The 15,205-nt window shown below is 66.1% G+C and carries 19 protein-coding genes; 13 read left to right on the forward strand and 6 right to left on the reverse strand.

Translation table 11 applies throughout. The features are described 5' to 3' along the window. Positions 1-51 precede the first annotated feature (51 nt). Entirely contained in the window at positions 52-669 is a 618-nt protein-coding gene (locus tag VOI27_RS03170) for a Pr6Pr family membrane protein (protein WP_323763838.1), read from the reverse strand. Then, positions 666-851: a zinc-finger domain-containing protein gene (locus VOI27_RS03175; RefSeq protein ID WP_323763839.1), complete on the reverse strand. Its 186-nt coding sequence runs from the start codon at positions 849-851 to the stop codon at positions 666-668. Before VOI27_RS03175 ends, VOI27_RS03170 begins: the two co-directional genes overlap by 4 nt. A 156-nt stretch (positions 852-1,007) precedes the next feature. On the opposite strand from VOI27_RS03175, the gene VOI27_RS03180 reads away from it, so the two are divergent. Together VOI27_RS03180 and VOI27_RS03185 are read left to right on the forward strand one after the other, a co-directional pair. Further along, entirely contained in the window at positions 1,008-2,039 is a 1,032-nt protein-coding gene (locus VOI27_RS03180; RefSeq protein WP_323763840.1) for a mechanosensitive ion channel family protein, read from the forward strand. Positions 2,040-2,104: 65 nt separating this feature from the next. After that, positions 2,105-3,043 (forward strand): ABC transporter ATP-binding protein, encoded by a 939-nt coding sequence (locus VOI27_RS03185; protein WP_323763841.1) that lies wholly within the window; start codon positions 2,105-2,107, stop codon positions 3,041-3,043. Positions 3,044-3,064: 21 nt separating this feature from the next. Here the strand turns inward: VOI27_RS03185 and VOI27_RS03190 are convergent, their stop codons facing one another. Beyond that, on the reverse strand, positions 3,065-3,694 hold the full coding sequence (locus tag VOI27_RS03190; protein WP_323763842.1) for a CAP domain-containing protein: 630 nt from the start codon (positions 3,692-3,694) through the stop codon (positions 3,065-3,067). A gap of 165 nt (positions 3,695-3,859) precedes the next feature. On the opposite strand from VOI27_RS03190, the gene VOI27_RS03195 reads away from it, so the two are divergent. Together VOI27_RS03195 and VOI27_RS03200 are read left to right on the forward strand one after the other, a co-directional pair. Continuing rightward, a complete protein-coding gene (locus VOI27_RS03195; protein WP_323763843.1) occupies positions 3,860-4,453 on the forward strand; it encodes a L,D-transpeptidase in 594 nt (197 codons plus the stop codon). 152 nt (positions 4,454-4,605) lie between these two features. Continuing rightward, complete coding sequence (locus VOI27_RS03200) at positions 4,606-4,800, forward strand: ferrochelatase (protein WP_323763844.1); 195 nt, start codon at positions 4,606-4,608, stop codon at positions 4,798-4,800. Positions 4,801-4,888: 88 nt separating this feature from the next. Here the strand turns inward: VOI27_RS03200 and hemH are convergent, their stop codons facing one another. Together hemH and VOI27_RS03210 are read right to left on the reverse strand one after the other, a co-directional pair. Continuing rightward, positions 4,889-5,956, reverse strand: coding sequence for a ferrochelatase (gene hemH, locus VOI27_RS03205; RefSeq protein ID WP_323763845.1), 1,068 nt, complete (start codon positions 5,954-5,956; stop codon positions 4,889-4,891). A 56-nt stretch (positions 5,957-6,012) separates the two neighbouring features. Beyond that, entirely contained in the window at positions 6,013-6,825 is an 813-nt protein-coding gene (locus tag VOI27_RS03210; protein ID WP_323763846.1) for a methyltransferase domain-containing protein, read from the reverse strand. A 17-nt stretch (positions 6,826-6,842) separates the two neighbouring features. On the opposite strand from VOI27_RS03210, the gene VOI27_RS03215 reads away from it, so the two are divergent. Genes VOI27_RS03215 through VOI27_RS03230 form a run of 4 tightly spaced genes read left to right on the forward strand, consistent with a single transcriptional unit; the run spans position 6,843 to position 9,141 of the window. After that, on the forward strand, positions 6,843-7,574 hold the full coding sequence (locus VOI27_RS03215; RefSeq protein ID WP_323763847.1) for a ComF family protein: 732 nt from the start codon (positions 6,843-6,845) through the stop codon (positions 7,572-7,574). Positions 7,575-7,604: 30 nt separating this feature from the next. Then, positions 7,605-7,865, forward strand: a complete 261-nt coding sequence (gene grxC / locus VOI27_RS03220) for a glutaredoxin 3 (protein ID WP_323763848.1) — start codon at positions 7,605-7,607, stop codon at positions 7,863-7,865. Next, positions 7,865-8,695, forward strand: coding sequence for a carbon-nitrogen hydrolase family protein (locus tag VOI27_RS03225; RefSeq protein ID WP_323763849.1), 831 nt, complete (start codon positions 7,865-7,867; stop codon positions 8,693-8,695). The genes grxC and VOI27_RS03225 overlap by 1 nt, the downstream gene beginning before the upstream one ends. Then, positions 8,695-9,141, forward strand: coding sequence for a MarR family winged helix-turn-helix transcriptional regulator (locus tag VOI27_RS03230; RefSeq protein WP_323763850.1), 447 nt, complete (start codon positions 8,695-8,697; stop codon positions 9,139-9,141). The genes VOI27_RS03225 and VOI27_RS03230 overlap by 1 nt, the downstream gene beginning before the upstream one ends. Before the next feature lie 89 nt (positions 9,142-9,230). Here the strand turns inward: VOI27_RS03230 and ubiG are convergent, their stop codons facing one another. After that, positions 9,231-9,977: a bifunctional 2-polyprenyl-6-hydroxyphenol methylase/3-demethylubiquinol 3-O-methyltransferase UbiG gene (gene ubiG / locus VOI27_RS03235; protein WP_323763851.1), complete on the reverse strand. Its 747-nt coding sequence runs from the start codon at positions 9,975-9,977 to the stop codon at positions 9,231-9,233. A 49-nt stretch (positions 9,978-10,026) separates the two neighbouring features. On the opposite strand from ubiG, the gene pip reads away from it, so the two are divergent. The 5 genes from pip (at position 10,027) to VOI27_RS03255 (ending at position 15,191) form a co-directional block, all read left to right on the forward strand. After that, positions 10,027-10,998, forward strand: coding sequence for a prolyl aminopeptidase (gene pip, locus VOI27_RS03240; protein WP_323763852.1), 972 nt, complete (start codon positions 10,027-10,029; stop codon positions 10,996-10,998). A 77-nt stretch (positions 10,999-11,075) separates the two neighbouring features. After that, positions 11,076-12,065, forward strand: a complete 990-nt coding sequence (locus VOI27_RS03245; protein ID WP_323763853.1) for an ABC transporter permease — start codon at positions 11,076-11,078, stop codon at positions 12,063-12,065. After that, positions 12,062-13,264 (forward strand): ABC transporter permease, encoded by a 1,203-nt coding sequence (locus VOI27_RS03250; protein WP_323763854.1) that lies wholly within the window; start codon positions 12,062-12,064, stop codon positions 13,262-13,264. The genes VOI27_RS03245 and VOI27_RS03250 overlap by 4 nt, the downstream gene beginning before the upstream one ends. After that, entirely contained in the window at positions 13,261-13,551 is a 291-nt protein-coding gene (locus tag VOI27_RS23135) for a helix-turn-helix transcriptional regulator (protein ID WP_416374636.1), read from the forward strand. Before VOI27_RS03250 ends, VOI27_RS23135 begins: the two co-directional genes overlap by 4 nt. Continuing rightward, the gene (locus VOI27_RS03255) at positions 13,548-15,191 is read left to right on the forward strand and encodes an ABC transporter ATP-binding protein (protein ID WP_323763855.1); all 1,644 of its coding nucleotides are present in this window, start codon (positions 13,548-13,550) and stop codon (positions 15,189-15,191) included. Before VOI27_RS23135 ends, VOI27_RS03255 begins: the two co-directional genes overlap by 4 nt. Positions 15,192-15,205 lie beyond the last annotated feature (14 nt).

A 15,205-nucleotide genomic window follows, 5' to 3' on the forward strand; every position in this document is an offset into this window, starting at 1 on the left:
GCAAGGCCAGCCGCCGGCGCCGTCTGCGTGCCGATTACGCGAGGTCCGGTTTCAACCCTGGTGCGCCAGCTGCCGGCCCGAGAGGAGCCGCGCCAGCAGCACGATGGCCGCGCCCAGCACCGCAAAGCCGGCGATCAGCCCCGCGATATTGAGCCCGACCTGCGCCAGCCCGTGCTTTGCGATGTCGAGGAAGAAATAGGGATAGCGGCCGTCGACCTGCGCCCGGATCAGCGCATAGAGGCAATAGACCGCCGGAAATCCCAGCCAGCCGGGCAGGGCGGCAAAGCCCACGCGCTCTTTTGGCTCGAAGGCCAGCCAATGCAGCACGAACCACATCGGCACGACCGTGTGCAGCATCACGTCGATCACCTGATCAAGCCCGGTGTAGGCGTTCAGATGCGCCAAGAGCGCGTGATAGACGAGGCCCACGGCGACGATCGCCAACACCAGGCCGCCGCTGATCCGCCCATCGAGCCGGCCGCGTCCGGCGATCAGACCGGCGGCCAGGGCGATCGCGGTATTGGTCCAGATGGTGAAATAGCGAAACAGCCGCCACAGCGCCTCGGTCAGACCAAGGCCATGGGTCTCCATGTTGAGCGCGATGCGGGTGGTGAGCGTCGCCAAAACAGCCAGCGCCAGAAGCCCGGCGGAGACCCGGCGCAGGGTCACTTTTCCGCCGCCTCGGCGAAGTCGCGGTGCACGTATTTGGCGTCGCAATAGGGGCATTCGACCCAGCCGGTCGCGAGCGGGATCATCAGCCAGACGCGGGGGTGGCCCAGGGCGATCTCGCCGCCATCGCAGGCGATCCGGTTGCTGGTCACGATCTTGGTTTCGGGCGGGGCGATTGTCATGGCGGTCTCGCTGTGTTCGGGCCGGCGCGGCGGGCGCGCATTCGCGCTGCATGATAGCGATCCGGGCGGTCTGGGCAAGGGCCGCAGGCGGGCGTGCTTGACCTCGCCGGCCGGCGGGCCATTTCCTAATCCTGACGCAGCAGGGGGACGGGCGCGATGGAGCAGGACGAGACGGGGGTCGAGCAGATCGACGCCGATGTCGGCAATATCTTCGAAAAGATCGACGCCTGGCTCGACGGGTTCCTGCGGCTCTTGCCGAATATCGCGGTCGGGATCGTGGTGCTGCTGCTGTTCTGGTTCGCCGCCGGCTGGATCGGCCGTATTCTGGCGCGTCAGGGGCACAAGCACGACCGGCCGAGCCTTGGCGATGTTGGCGGCGCGCTGGTGCGCTGGGCAATCATCATCATTGGCGTCATGCTGGCGATCACCATCATCGCGCCGTCGATCTCGCCGGGCGATCTGTTTGCGGGCCTCGGCATTTCCTCGGTGGCGATCGGCTTTGCCTTCAAGGACATCCTGCAGAACATGCTGGCCGGTATCCTGATCCTGCTGCGCCAGCCGTTCCAGGTCGGTGACCAGATCGTTTCCGGCGGGTTCGAGGGCACGGTCGAGCGGATCGAGACCCGCGCCACGCTGATCAAGACCTATGACGGTCGCCGCGTGGTGATCCCCAATGCCGACATCTACACCGATGCGGTGACGGTCAACACCGCCTATGATACCCGCCGTTCGCAATATGACATCCAGATCGGCTGTTCCGACGATTTCGACAATGCCTGCCAGATCATGAAAGAGACCTGTGCCGGGGTCGAGGGTGTGCTCTCCGATCCGGCGCCGGAGGCGCTGCCGTGGTCGATGGATGCCGATGGCAACACCGTGCGGCTGCGCTGGTGGACGAAATCCGGGCGCGCCGACGTGGTGCATGTCTATGCCCGCGTCATCAAGGAGGTCTACAACGCGCTTGATTCCAAGGGCGTCGACATGCCCTATCCGACGCGGATGGTGCTGTTTCACGACCAGACCGAGGCGACCGATGGCGACCGCATGGCCCAGCGCGAAGGCTGGCCAGCCGATGCCGGCGGCGACAATCCCGCGCCGGCCAGGATCGAATCCGCGCTCAAGCGTCGCGGCGGTGATCGGGACGGCGACAGCGGCGGTGACAGCGACAAAGCCGACAGCCCAGCCTGATTGCCGGTTTCCGCCGCGGGCCAGTCGCGGTATTCCCGGCCTGTCACGATCAAACGGAAGTTCCCATGACCCAGTCAGCCATCGAGATTCGCGGGTTGAAAAAGACCTATGCCGCGCAAAAGAACGCTCCGCCGAAAGAGGCGCTGAAGGGGATCGATCTGGACATTCCCGAGGGCTCGGTGTTTGGCCTGCTCGGCCCCAATGGTGCCGGCAAGTCGACGCTGATCAACATCCTCGCCGGGCTGGTGATCAAGACCGCGGGCGCGGTGAAAATCTGGGGCTTTGACCAGGATGTGAACCCGCGCCAGTCGCGCGCCGCCATCGGCGTGATGCCGCAGGAGCTGAACCTCGATCCGTTCTTCGCCCCGCGCGCCGCACTCGAGGTGCAGGCCGGGCTGTACGGCGTGCCGAAATCAGAGCGCCGCAGCGACGAGATCCTCGCCATGGTCGGCCTCGAGGACAAGGCCAACGCCTATGCCCGCACGCTCTCTGGCGGGATGCGGCGGCGGCTTCTGTTGGGCAAGGCGCTGGTGCATCACCCGCGTATCCTGGTGCTCGATGAGCCGACGGCCGGGGTCGACATCGAACTGCGCCAGATGCTCTGGACCAACGTCCGCAAGCTCAACCGCGAGCGCGGCATGACGATCATCCTGACCACCCATTACCTCGAAGAGGCCGAGGAGATGTGCGACGAGATCGCCATCATCAACCACGGCGAGGTGGCGGCGCGCGACAGCACCGCCAACCTGCTCGGCCGGCTCGATGCCAAGTCGATGGTGATCCATCCCGAGGGTGCGGTCGAGACCCTGCCAGAGGCGCCGGGCCTCGATGTCAGCCGCGAGGGCGAGGCGATCGTAGTGCAATATCGCAGCCACGAGACCAGCGCAGAGGATGTGCTGGGGGCGGTGCGCGCGGCGGGCATCCGCATTCGCGACGTCAAGACCCAGGAGGCCGATCTCGAGGACGTCTTCCTGTCGCTGACGCGCTCGCGGACGCCGGCCTGACGGCCGGAGCGATCCGGGCGGTCAGCTGTCGTCTTCGGACAGGTTGATCGCCGCCGCCGCGATGTCCTCGATCGGCTGCAGCCCGCCGGGCGCGGTGGCGATGCTGGTGCTGGGCAGGTAGCCCGGCGCGCCGGGGGCGCCAAGGACCAGGGTCCACCAGATCTTGCCGTTGCTCTCCTGGTAGTAGTTGAACCCAAGATCGCGCGCCTCAGGTGACATGATGACGTCGCGGGTGCCCGGCTCTTCCATCCAGGCCGCGAGGGTTTCAAGTTCGGTCTCGTAGGTTTCCGAGATCGCCTCGCCCAGCATCCGGCCCTGATAGCCGACACGCGCCACCCGGTCGATCGGCGATGAGCCGTCGGAGCCGAAGTGCCACGGCCGGTTCTGCACCGACATGTCGCGCGCATGGGTGGCGGCGGCGGCGTTGAGCTGGGCGTTGAGCTGCACCGCCGGCAGGCTGCGGGCCTGGCGCAGCGCATTGACCGCGTCGAGCATGCGGAACTGCACCCGGCCCTCGTCGCCAGAACCGAGACGATAGACCTTGGGCAGCGGCTTGCCGTCGGCGGCCAGCTGCGGCGGGCTGTAGTTGGACGTGGTGCAGGCCGCAAGCAGAAGGACCAGGGGCAGGAGCAGGGCTGCGATACGTGTCATGACTGGAATACCCGAAATTCGTTTCACCTGCCTTAGCCGGAAAGAAGTGGCCTTTCAAACCCACCTCGGCGGCGATCCGCGCGCTGACGGTGGTTTGATTTGCGACTGAGGCTTTCGCGCACTAAAAATGCCGTGATCAAGACAGCGTACCCAAGGAGTGGGATTATGACCAAGACTTCAACGTTCCAGTTGAATCGCCGGGCCTTTCTGGCGGGGTCCGCGGCGCTTGTCGGCGCCCCCGCCCTGGCCCAGACCGCCGGCACCACCGAACTCGAAGGGGATATCTCCTCGGCCGTGCGGCGCAATATTTCGAGTTTCCGCGCGCTGGACTGGCGACCGTACTTCAGCTCGCTTTCCAATGGCGCGATCCTCGTCGACATCACCAGCCGGGCGCTGCACTATTGGGGCGAGGACGGCCAGAGCTACAAGCTCTACCCCACATCCGTGCCACTGACCGAAGACCTGACCAAGCGGGGCCGCACCTCCGTGGTGCGCAAGGTCGAAGGGCCGGAGTGGCGCCCGACACCGTCGATGAAAAAGCGCAACCCGGAGTGGCCGGACTACGTCGGGCCGGGGCCTGACAATCCGTTGGGAACCCATGCGCTCTATCTGAGTTGGACCTACTACCGTATCCACGGTACGCATGACACGCGCAAGATCGGCCGTCGCTCGTCGAACGGCTGCATTGGCCTGTATAATCAACACATTGCGGAACTTTTTGCGCGCGCCAAAGTGGGCACGCAAGTGTTGCTAATTTGACGACAAAACGGCGCTCTGCGCGGCCGATTGCCAAAGTTGAGTTTGCAATCCCCCTGATAAGCTGCTTAGAAAAAACCACGAGGTAAGTCTTGGGTGCTTGCCGCAACCAGTATGGTTGATGAGCGGCAAGTGATATATCTGGAGGATATGATATGAAGAAACTCGCACTCGCAGCGGCACTGTCCGCAGCAGCTTCGACCGCATTCGCCGGTTCGTACGCAAAAGACGACGTCATCATCGAAGCACCGGTGATCGTTGAAGAAACCGCACAAGCATCGTCCTCGGCCGGTATCCTGGTTCCGCTGATCCTGCTTGCTCTGGTTGTTGCAGTCGCTTCGGCTGACTAAGCGCAATCTGATTGCTGTAAGACAAGGCGGCGCCCTCGGGCGCCGCTTTTTCCTTTCAGGGCCCCCGTTACGGCCGGGGCCGGCAAGTTCAGTCGAGCCAGCCGCCGAGGTTCTCGCGGATCACCGTGCTCAGGGCCGACACATGCGCCGCATCGTCGTTGAGGCAGGGGATATAGGTGAACCGCTCGCCACCGGCCTCTTCAAAGCTCTCGCGGATCTCCTCGTTGATCTCTTCCAGCGTCTCGATGCAATCGGCGGAAAACGCCGGCGCGATCACCGCGATGTCCTTTTTGCCGTCCTCGCGCGCCAGCCGCGCCACTTCCTCTACCGTGTAGGGCCGCAGCCAGTCCTCGGGGCCGAACTGTGACTGGAAGGTGGTGGCAATCTCGCTGTCCGCCCAGCCCAGCCGCTCCTTGAGCAGCCGCGTCGTCTTCTGGCACTGGCAATGATAGGGGTCGCCCTCCATCAGGTAGCGTTTCGGCACGCCGTGGTAGGAGCAGACGAGCAGCTCGGGCCGGGTCTCGAGCTCGGCGTAGCGCCGCTCGACCGATTGCGCCAGCGCGTCGATATAGGCGGGATGCTCGAAATACGGGTCGACGATTCGCGCCGTGGGCTGCCACTTCTCCTGCATCAGCGCGCGAAAGAACTGGTCGTTGGCAGTGGCCGAGGTGGCGCCGGCATATTGCGGATAGAGCGGGAAAAACAGGATCTTGAGGCAGCCGGCCTGCACCATCTCGCGCACCTTCGAGGCGGTCGAGGGGTTGCCGTAGCGCATGCAGAACTCGACCATCACACGGTCGCCGTAGGTCTCGGTCAGCGTCTCGCGGATGGCGTCGGTCTGCGCCCGGGTGATCGTCATCAGCGGGCTCTCGTCCGCCTCGGTGTTCCAGATCGTGCGATAGGCCGCGCCGGAGGTGAACGGCCGCTTGCTCAGGATGATCCCCTGCAGCAGCGGCTGCCATTTCCATGCCGGGTAGTCGATCACCCGCTTGTCGGACAGGAACTCGCTCAGATAGCGGCGCATCGACCAGTAGTCGGTGCCGTCCGGCGTGCCGAGGTTGGCCAGCAGGATGCCCACCCTTTGCGCCGGAAGCGTCGGGTGGTCATCGGGGGCATGGGCCGGGCAGCTGGCCTGGGGCTGGCGGGTCTCGGTCATCTGGGTCTCCGGGGCGCGGTGGACAGGGGCGACAGTCGGGCACTGGCGGGTTGCGGTCAATCTATCAACTTGGTTTCGCGGGTTGCCAATGCGTCAGCCAGCCGCGCCTTGGCAGACCCCGGCCGCAGCGGCTGCGGCTGGCTCTCGTCCGGGGCCCAGCCGGTCAGCACGAGGATCTCGAAGCTGGCGGGGATGCGGCCCTCGGCATCGGCATGGGTTTCGGCATAGATCTCGGCGGCGCGCAGCAGCACCGCGCGGCGGGTCGGCCGGCGCAGCCGCGCATCGAGCGCATTGCCCTCGCCCATCGCCCGCAGGTCGCGCATCAGGTGCAGCGCCGAGGCATAGGTGACGGTAAGGGTGAAGGCATCGGCCACCGGCAGGGCAAAGCCCGCCCGCTGCAACAGCCCGCCCATGTCGCGGATCTCGGCCATCGGCGCGACGCGCGGCGACAGCCCGCCGGTCACCTCCGCCTCGGCACTGGCCAGGCTGGCGCGCAGCTCTTGCAGGGTGCGGCCGCCGAACAGCGAGGCGAGGAAGAAGCCGTCAGGGCGCAGCGCGCGGCGGCACTGGATCAGCTGGCCCACCGGATCCTCGGCCCAATGCAGCGCGTGGCTGTGCAGCACCAGGTCATGCGCCTGCGGCGCCAGCGCCAGCGTTTCGCAATCGGCAACAATTGTGGCTCCGGGGAGGGCATTGTCCCAGATCTGCGGCTGACCGGTCACCACGGCGGGGGCCGTAAAGCTCCTGTTAACCAGGGTAAGGCGATCCTGCAGGTCGTCGCGCGCGGCTTCGAACAGGAAAAGCGCGTCGGGTCTGGCGCGCTGGCGGTTGCGGGCAAGGGCCGCGGGATCGGTGAGGCGTGGCTGCATGAGGGCTAGATAGGCCGATGGGAGAGATTGTTCAAACCGCTCTGCGCGTGGTCTATCCGCCGCAATGCCTGATCTGCTGCGAGATGGTCGAGACCGATTTCGGCCTTTGCGGGCCCTGCTGGCGCGACACGCCGTTTGTCGGCGGGCTGGTCTGCGACGGCTGCGGCCTGCCCCTGCCGGGCAGCGATCCGGAGGAGATCGCCCATTGCGACACCTGCCTCGCCTATCCCCCGGCCTGGGAGCGCGCCCGTGCCGCGCTGCTTTATGACGACAATGGGCGGCGGCTGGTGCTGGGCATGAAACACAGCGATCGCAAGGACATCGCCCGCAGCGGCGCGGGCTGGCTGGCGCGCGCGTCGGCGCCGCTGGTCCGGCCTGACATGCTGGTGGCGCCGGTGCCGCTGCACTGGATGCGGCTGATGTCGCGACGCTACAACCAGTCGGCGCGGCTGGCCGAGGCGCTGGCGGCCGAACTGGGACTGGCCTATTGCCCCGACCTGCTGAAACGGGTGCGCCGGACCCGCAGCCTTGGCCGGTTGACCCGGGCGGAGCGCCGCGCGGTGCTGGCGGGCGCCATTACGGTGAGTGCCGGACGGCGGCATCGGGTGGTGGCGGGGCGGCCGGTGCTGCTGGTCGATGATGTGCTGACCACCGGGGCAACGCTTGCCGCCTGCGCCGAGGCGCTGCGCGGCGCGGGCGCGGGGCCGATTTCTGCCGGCGTACTGGCAAGGGCGGTGCGCAAGGACTAGGTAAGGGGCCAGAGACAAAGGAAGATCACCATGCCCCAGGTTGAAATCTACACTTCGCCGCTTTGCGGTTATTGCCACGCCGCCAAGCGGTTGCTGACCCAGAAAGGCGTCGCCTTTACCGAGATCGACGTGCTCGAGCACCCCGATCGCAAGCCCGAGATGATCCAGCGCGCCAATGGCGGCCGCACCGTGCCGCAGATTTTCGTCGGCGAGAGCCATATCGGCGGCTGCGACGATCTCTTCGCGCTCGACCGCGCCGGCAAGCTCGACCCGCTGCTCGACGCCGCCTGATGCGCGCGGCGCTGGTGCAGCTGTCGTCCTCTGACGACCCGACCGCCAATCTCGTCACCACCACGGCGCTGATCGAGGCGGCGGTGGCCGGCGGCGCGGGGTTCGTGCTGACGCCAGAGGTGACCAATTGCGTCTCGGCCAGCCGCAGCCGGCAGAATGAGGTGCTGCAGCCCGAGGAGGCAGACATCACCCTCGCCGCGCTGCGCGATCTGGCGGCGCGGCGCGGCATCTGGCTGTCGATCGGCTCGCTGGCGCTGAAGACCGACGACCCTGATGGCCGCTTTGCCAACCGCGGCTTCCTGATCGGGCCAGAGGGCGGCATCCACGCCCGCTATGACAAGATCCACATGTTCGACGTGCAGGTCAGCGAGACCGAGACCTACCGCGAAAGCGAAGGCTTTCGCCCCGGCACGCAGGCCGCGGTGGCAGACACCCCCTTTGCCAGGCTCGGCCTGAGCATCTGCTACGACGTCAGGTTTCCGCGGCTCTACCGCGCGCTGGCCCAGGCCGGGGCCGAGGTGCTGCTGATCCCGGCGGCGTTCTCGCCGGTCACCGGGGCGGCGCATTGGCATCCGCTGCTGCGCGCGCGCGCCATTGAAAGCGGCGCCTGGGTGCTGGCGGCGGCGCAATGCGGCCAGCATGCTGCGGTACGTGGCAAGCAGCGCACAACATACGGGCATTCGCTGGCGGTGGCGCCCTGGGGCGAGGTCATGGCCGAGGGCGGCGAAGCGCCGGAGGTGCTTTTTGTTGACCTTGCCCGGGAAGCGGTGGACAAAGCCCGCGAGCGGGTGCCCTCGCTCTCCCATGACCGAGAGTTCACAGGACCCTGATGGCCGACCAGACTGCCAATGGCCTCGCGGTGGCGCTGTTTTCCGAGCTGTTCACCGCCGATCAGATGTTGCGCAACCGGCTGAGCCGGATGCTGCCCAAAGGCATGGAGCTGTCGCATTTCTCGGTGCTCAACCATCTGGCGCGGTTCAAGCAGGAGCGCACGCCGGCGCAGCTGGCGCGGTCGTTTCACGTCACCCGCGGGGCGATGACCAACACCCTGGGCAAGCTCGAGGCGGCGGGGTTCATCCACATCCGCCCCGACTGGGATGACGCGCGGTCGAAGCTGGTGACGATCTCGCCCGCCGGGGTGCAGGCGCGCGACGCGGCGCTCGATGCGATCACGCCGCTGATCACGGATCTGGTGGGCGAATTGGGGCAGGAGCGGGTGCGCGCGGCACTGCCGATCCTGCGGGACCTGCGGCTCAGGCTCGAAGACGAGGGGTGAGCGCCCCGGGCCGGCGTCGGAGCGAGGGGCCAGCCCCTCGCGCTCCCCGGAGTATACCTGGCAAGATGAAGGGGGAGCGGGCCGTGCCCTCAGGCCGGTTTGAGGCTGGTGGTGACGTAGTTGACGCTGAGGTCGCGGCTCGAGATCGACCAGGTCCAGGCCAGCGGGTTGAAGACGAAGCCCTTGCGGTCGACCGGGGTCATGCCGGATTGCTTGAGCAGCTCGAAGAGCTCGTCCGGGGTGATGAACTTCGACCACTCGTGGGTACCCTTTGGCAGCCAGCGCATCACCCATTCGGCGCCGACGATGGCCATGGCAAAGCTCTTGGGATTGCGGTTGAGGGTCGAGCAGACCTGCAGGCCGCCGGGTTTCAGCAGGGCCTGGCACGCGGTGAGATAGGCCAGCGGGTCGGCCACATGCTCGACCACCTCCATGTTGAGCACCACGTCGAATTGCTCGCCCTGCTCAACCATCGCCTCGGCGGTGACGTGGCGGTAGTCGATCTCGAGCCCCTGCTGCTCGGCGTGCAGCTGCGCCACCGGGATATTGCCGGCGGCGGCATCGGCGCCCACCACCGTGGCACCGAGCCGGGCCATCGGTTCGCAGAGCAACCCGCCGCCGCAGCCGATGTCGAGCAGGCGCAACCCCTCGAAGGGGCGCGGCGTGCTCAGGTCGCGGCCATATTCGCCGGCGATCTGGCTGGTGATATAGTCCAGCCGGCAGGGGTTGAGCATGTGGAGCGGCTTGAACTTGCCGGTCGGATCCCACCATTCTGCCGCCATCGCCTCGAATTTCGCGATTTCAGCCGGGTCGACGGTGGTCTGGGCGGTTTGCATGGCAGGCTCCCTATGGTCTTTCGGTCCTTCGGTCTCATATAGGATGAATATGGACAAGTTCTCAGGCCAAAAGCGCGCAGTGCAATATCTCTATCCGCAGATCGATCCGTTCGATCAGCGCATGCTGGACGTGGGCGATGGCCACAAGGTCTATGTCGAGCAATCCGGCCGGCCCGACGGCATCCCGGTGGTGGTGCTGCATGGCGGGCCCGGTGGCGGCTGCAGCCCGGCGATGCGACGCTATTTCGACCCGCGGGTCTATCGCGTGGTGCTGTTCGACCAACGCGGCTGTGGCCGGTCGCGGCCGCATGCCAGCGTCGAGAACAACACCACCTGGCATCTGGTGGCGGATATCGAGCGCATTCGGGCCGAGCTGGGCATTTCCAAGTGGACGGTGTTTGGCGGCAGCTGGGGTGCCACCCTCGCGCTGATCTATGCCGAGGCGCACCCCGGCGCGGTCAGCGCGCTGGTGCTGCGCGGCGTCTTCATGATGACCCGGGCCGAGCTTGACTGGTTCTATGGCGGCGGCGCCGGGCAGTTCTGGCCCGAGACCTGGCAGCGCTTTGCCGACCTGATCCCCGAGGACGAGCGCCACGACATGATCGCCGCCTATCACAAGCGGCTGTTTTCCGGAAATCTTCCCGAGGAGACCCGCCACGCCAAGGCCTGGTCGGCCTGGGAAAATGCGCTGGCCTCGGTCTATTCCTCGGGTCATGGCGGCGAGACGCCGGGCGATTATGCCCGCGCCTTTGCCCGGCTCGAGAACCATTATTTCATCAATGGCGGCTTTCTCGACTACGACGGCCAGATCCTCGACCAGGTCGGACGGATCGCGCATATCCCCGGCATCATCGTGCAGGGCCGCTATGACATGATCTGCCCGCCGCGCCGCGCCTGGGAGCTGTCGCGCCGCTGGCCCAATGCCGAACTGCGGATGATCCGCAATGCCGGCCATGCGCTTTCGGAGCCGGGGATCTCGGCCGAGCTGGTGCGGGCGATGGACCAGCTGGCCGAGCGCTGAGCCGTCAAGCCGGTTTACTTTGCGCCGGGGATCCGTAAGCTTCCGGGACAGCTCACAATTCCGGGAACCTCCGCCACGTGCCAGGCGTCTTGAAAATCGTCCTTCAGCGGCTCGGTCTGGGCTTTGTCACGCTGTTCGTGGTCTCCATCGTCATTTTCGTCGCGGTCAACGCACTGCCCGGCGATTTCGCCCAGGTGATCCTGGGCCAGGGCGCGACGCCGGAGGCCGTAGAGGCGATCCGCCGCGACCTGGCGCTCGACGAGCCGATGGTGACGCGCTACTTCGGCTGGCTGGGCGCGATCCTGAGCGGCGATCTCGGCACCTCCTTTGCGCAGCTCAACTTCCAGTCTTCGCTCGGCGGTGGCGAGATGAAGACCGTGGTGTCACAGATCGCGCCGCGCTTTGCCAATACCATGTTCCTCGCCGGGGTGACCGCCGCGATCGCGGTGCCGCTGGCGGTGGCGCTGGGGGTGCTGGCGGCGCTCTACCGCGGCTCGGTGTTCGACCGGTTCACCAATATCTTCACCCTGTCCTCGGTCTCGAGCCCGGAGTTCTTCCTTGCCTACATGCTGATCCTGTTCCTCGCGGTGCTGAACCCGGTGCTGCCGTCGCTGTCGAACATCTATGATGGCATGGCATTTTCCGAACGGCTCAAGGCCACCATGCTGCCGGCGCTGACCCTGACGCTGATCGTGCTGGCGCAGATGATGCGGATGACCCGGGCGGCGATCATCAACCTGCTGGCAAGCCCCTATATCGAGATGGCGCGGCTCAAGGGGATCAGCCCGATGCGGGTGATCGTGCGCCATGCGCTGCCCAATGCGCTGGCGCCGATCATCAACGTCATCGCGCTGAACCTCGCCTACCTGATCACCGGTGTGGTGGTGGTCGAGGTGGTCTTTGTCTACCCGGGCATCGGCCAGCTGTTTGTCGACGCGGTCAAGATCCGCGACATCCCGGTGGTGCAGGCCTGCTGCCTGATCTTTGCCGCCGCCTATATCCTGTTGAACCTGACTGCGGATATCCTGTCGATCCTGTCGAACCCGCGGCTGAGGCATCCGAAATGACCCTTGTGCTGACCCTCCTCGCGGCGCTTGTGGCCTGCCTGCTGCTGGGCTGGCTGGGGCGCTTGGTGGCGCAGAAGGCCACGGGCAACGCGCCGCGCTATCGCGACATGCCGCTGGCGGTGGCCTTCGGCTATGCGCTCTCGGCGCTGCTGCTGGTGGCCGGCGTCTGGTTCTATTTCCAGCCGACCGTGACCGAGGCCGGCATCCCCCGCGCCTCCGTGATGTTCTTTCGCTGGGCGGTGCAGGGCTTCGTGATCTTTGCCGTCGCGGCGTTCCTGTTCCGGCTGCTGGGCCGGCACGTCGGCCCCTCGGCCACCCGGCGGCTGTTTCGCGCCATGCCGCTGACCGCGGCCTTTGGCATCCTGATGATCCTGATCTACGCGGTGGTGGCGATTTTCGCCGGGCAGATCGCGCCGCACGGGCAGGAGGCGATCTTTGATCAGGTCAACGTGCTGCCGGGCGGCGATCCGGCCACCGGCGGCAACCCGGCGTTTCCGCTGGGCACCGATCAGATCGGCCGCGATCTGCTGTCGCGGCTGATCTACGGCGCGCAGAACACCGTGGGCATCGCCTTTGTCACCACGCTGCTGGCCTTCTTCATCGGCGGCACGCTGGGCTTTCTGGCGGCGACGCTGCAGGGCTGGCTCGACCAGCTGCTGAGCCGCGGGGTCGACGTGATGATGGCGATCCCCTCGCTGATCTTTGCGCTCCTGCTGATGACCATCGCCAGCGCCTGGGCCGGGTCGGAGAAATGGCTGCTGACGGTCTATATGGTGATCATCATCGCGGTGATCGATTCGACGCGGGTGTTCCGGCTGGCGCGCGCCGTCGGGCTCAATATCGTGGTGATGGATTACATCGAGGCCGCCAAGCTGCGCGGCGAGGGGCTGCGCTATCTGATCTTCGAGGAGATCCTGCCCAACGCCATGGCGCCGCTGCTGGCCGAATTCGGGCTGCGGTTCTGCTTTGTGTTCCTGACCATCGCCTCGCTGTCCTTCCTCGGCGTCGGCATCCAGCCGCCGCTGGCGGACTGGGGCACCATGGTGCGCGATCTGGCGCAATTCATCAACTTCGCCGCCTTCTCGCCGCTGACCGCGACGCTGCCGCTGCTGGCGGCCGGGGCAATTGCCCTGCTGACCGTGGCGGTGAACTTCGTGGTCGACTGGATGCTGCAGAAATCCTCGGGGTTGAAGGAATGATCGGGGCGGGCCGACCACACTTGAAGAAGAGGCGCTCGGAGTTGGGGTTTTCTCAACGAAAAGTGGCGGACCTCGCTGGACTGTCTTCCAGCTACTACAACGAACTGGAAGCAGGAAAGAAACGGCTTAACGAAGAGCACGCTGAGCGGATTGCCGAAGCTCTGAATTGGACAATGGCAGATGTATTTGCGTTTAGCCCTTGGTCCGGATTTGACGAAAGGATCGCGAGGCTTTCAGCGCAAGATCAGGAGCTTGTGCAAGCTCTGTTGGAGAGGTTGGAGAGATGAGCCGCCTGCTGACAATCACCGATCTCGTGCTCGAGGGCCGCAGCGAGGAAAGCTGGACCCGGATCGTCAACGGCGTGAGCCTGACGCTCGACCGGGGCGAGGTGCTCGGCCTGATCGGCGAGAGCGGGGCGGGGAAATCCACCGTCGGGCTGGCCGCCATGGGCTTTACCCGCGACGGGGTGCGGATTGCCGGCGGCGCGGTCGAGTTCGACGGCATCGATCTGGTCAACGCCTCGGCCAACACCAAGCGCAACCTTCTGGGCAAGCGCATCGCCTATGTGGCGCAATCCGCCGCCGCCTCGTTCAACCCGGCGCATCGGCTGATCGACCAGCACACCGAAGGGCCGGTGGTGCATGGCGTCATGGGCCGCGGCGAGAGCGCCGAGGACGCGATGGAGCTCTATCGCCGGCTGCGCCTGCCCAACCCCGAGGAAATCGGCTTTCGCTACCCGCATCAGGTCTCGGGCGGTCAGCTGCAGCGGGCGATGACGGCGATGGCGATGTCCTGCCGGCCCGACCTGATCATCTTTGACGAGCCGACCACCGCGCTTGACGTCACCACCCAGATCGAGGTGCTGGCGGCGATCCGCAAGATCGTCGAGGATTTCGACACCGCCGCGATCTACATCACCCATGACCTCGCCGTGGTGGCGCAGATGGCCGACCGGATCAAGGTGCTGCTCAAGGGCGACGAGGTCGAGGAGGCCGAGACCCGGGTGATGCTCGACGATCCGCAGGAGGCCTACACCAAGAGCCTCTGGGCCGTGCGCGAATTTGAGCACGCCGAGAAGCCGCCGGCGCCAAAAGGCGCGGTGCCGGTGATCTCGGTCGAGGGGGTCACCGCGGGCTATGGCAAGGTCGATGTGCTCAGCGACGTGAGTTTCGACATCCACGAGGCGCGCACCGTTGCCGTGGTCGGCGAGAGCGGGTCTGGCAAATCGACCACCGCGCGCTGCATCACCGGGCTGTTGCCGCCAAGAGCGGGGCGTATCCTGCTCGATGGCGAACCGCTGCCGCCGGATTACCGCAAACGGTCGAAGATGCAGCTCAGACAGGTGCAGATGATCTACCAGATGGCCGATACCGCGCTCAATCCGCGCAAGACCATCGGCCAGATCATCGGCCGGCCGGTGCAGTTCTACCTTGGCCTGCGCGGCAAGGAGAAACGCCGCCGCGTGCATGAGCTGCTCGAGCAGATCGAGCTCGACCCGGCGCAATTTGCAAACCGCCTGCCCGGCGAGCTCTCTGGCGGCCAGAAGCAGCGCGTCGGCATCGCCCGGGCGCTGGCGGCCGAGCCCAAGTTCATCATCTGCGACGAGGTCACCTCGGCGCTGGACCAGCTGGTGGCCGAGGGCATCCTGCGGCTGCTGGCGCGGCTGCAGGACGAATTGCAGCTCAGTTACATGTTCATCACCCATGATCTCGCCACCGTGCGCTCGATCGCCGACACGGTGGTGGTGATGAAGGACGGCGTGGTGGTGGAACAGGGGCCCAAGGGCCAGATGTTCACCCCGCCGCACCATGCCTATACCGATCTGCTGCTCAGCTCGGTGCCGGAGATGGACCCCGACTGGCTCGACAAACTGCTGGCCGAACGCGGAGTTGATAACATCGGCGATGCCGCTGTTGATAAGATGTGACACGAATCGCGCAC

The sequence above is a fragment of the Marinovum sp. genome (genome assembly GCF_034669705.1).
Classification (GTDB): Bacteria; Pseudomonadota; Alphaproteobacteria; order Rhodobacterales; family Rhodobacteraceae; genus Marinovum.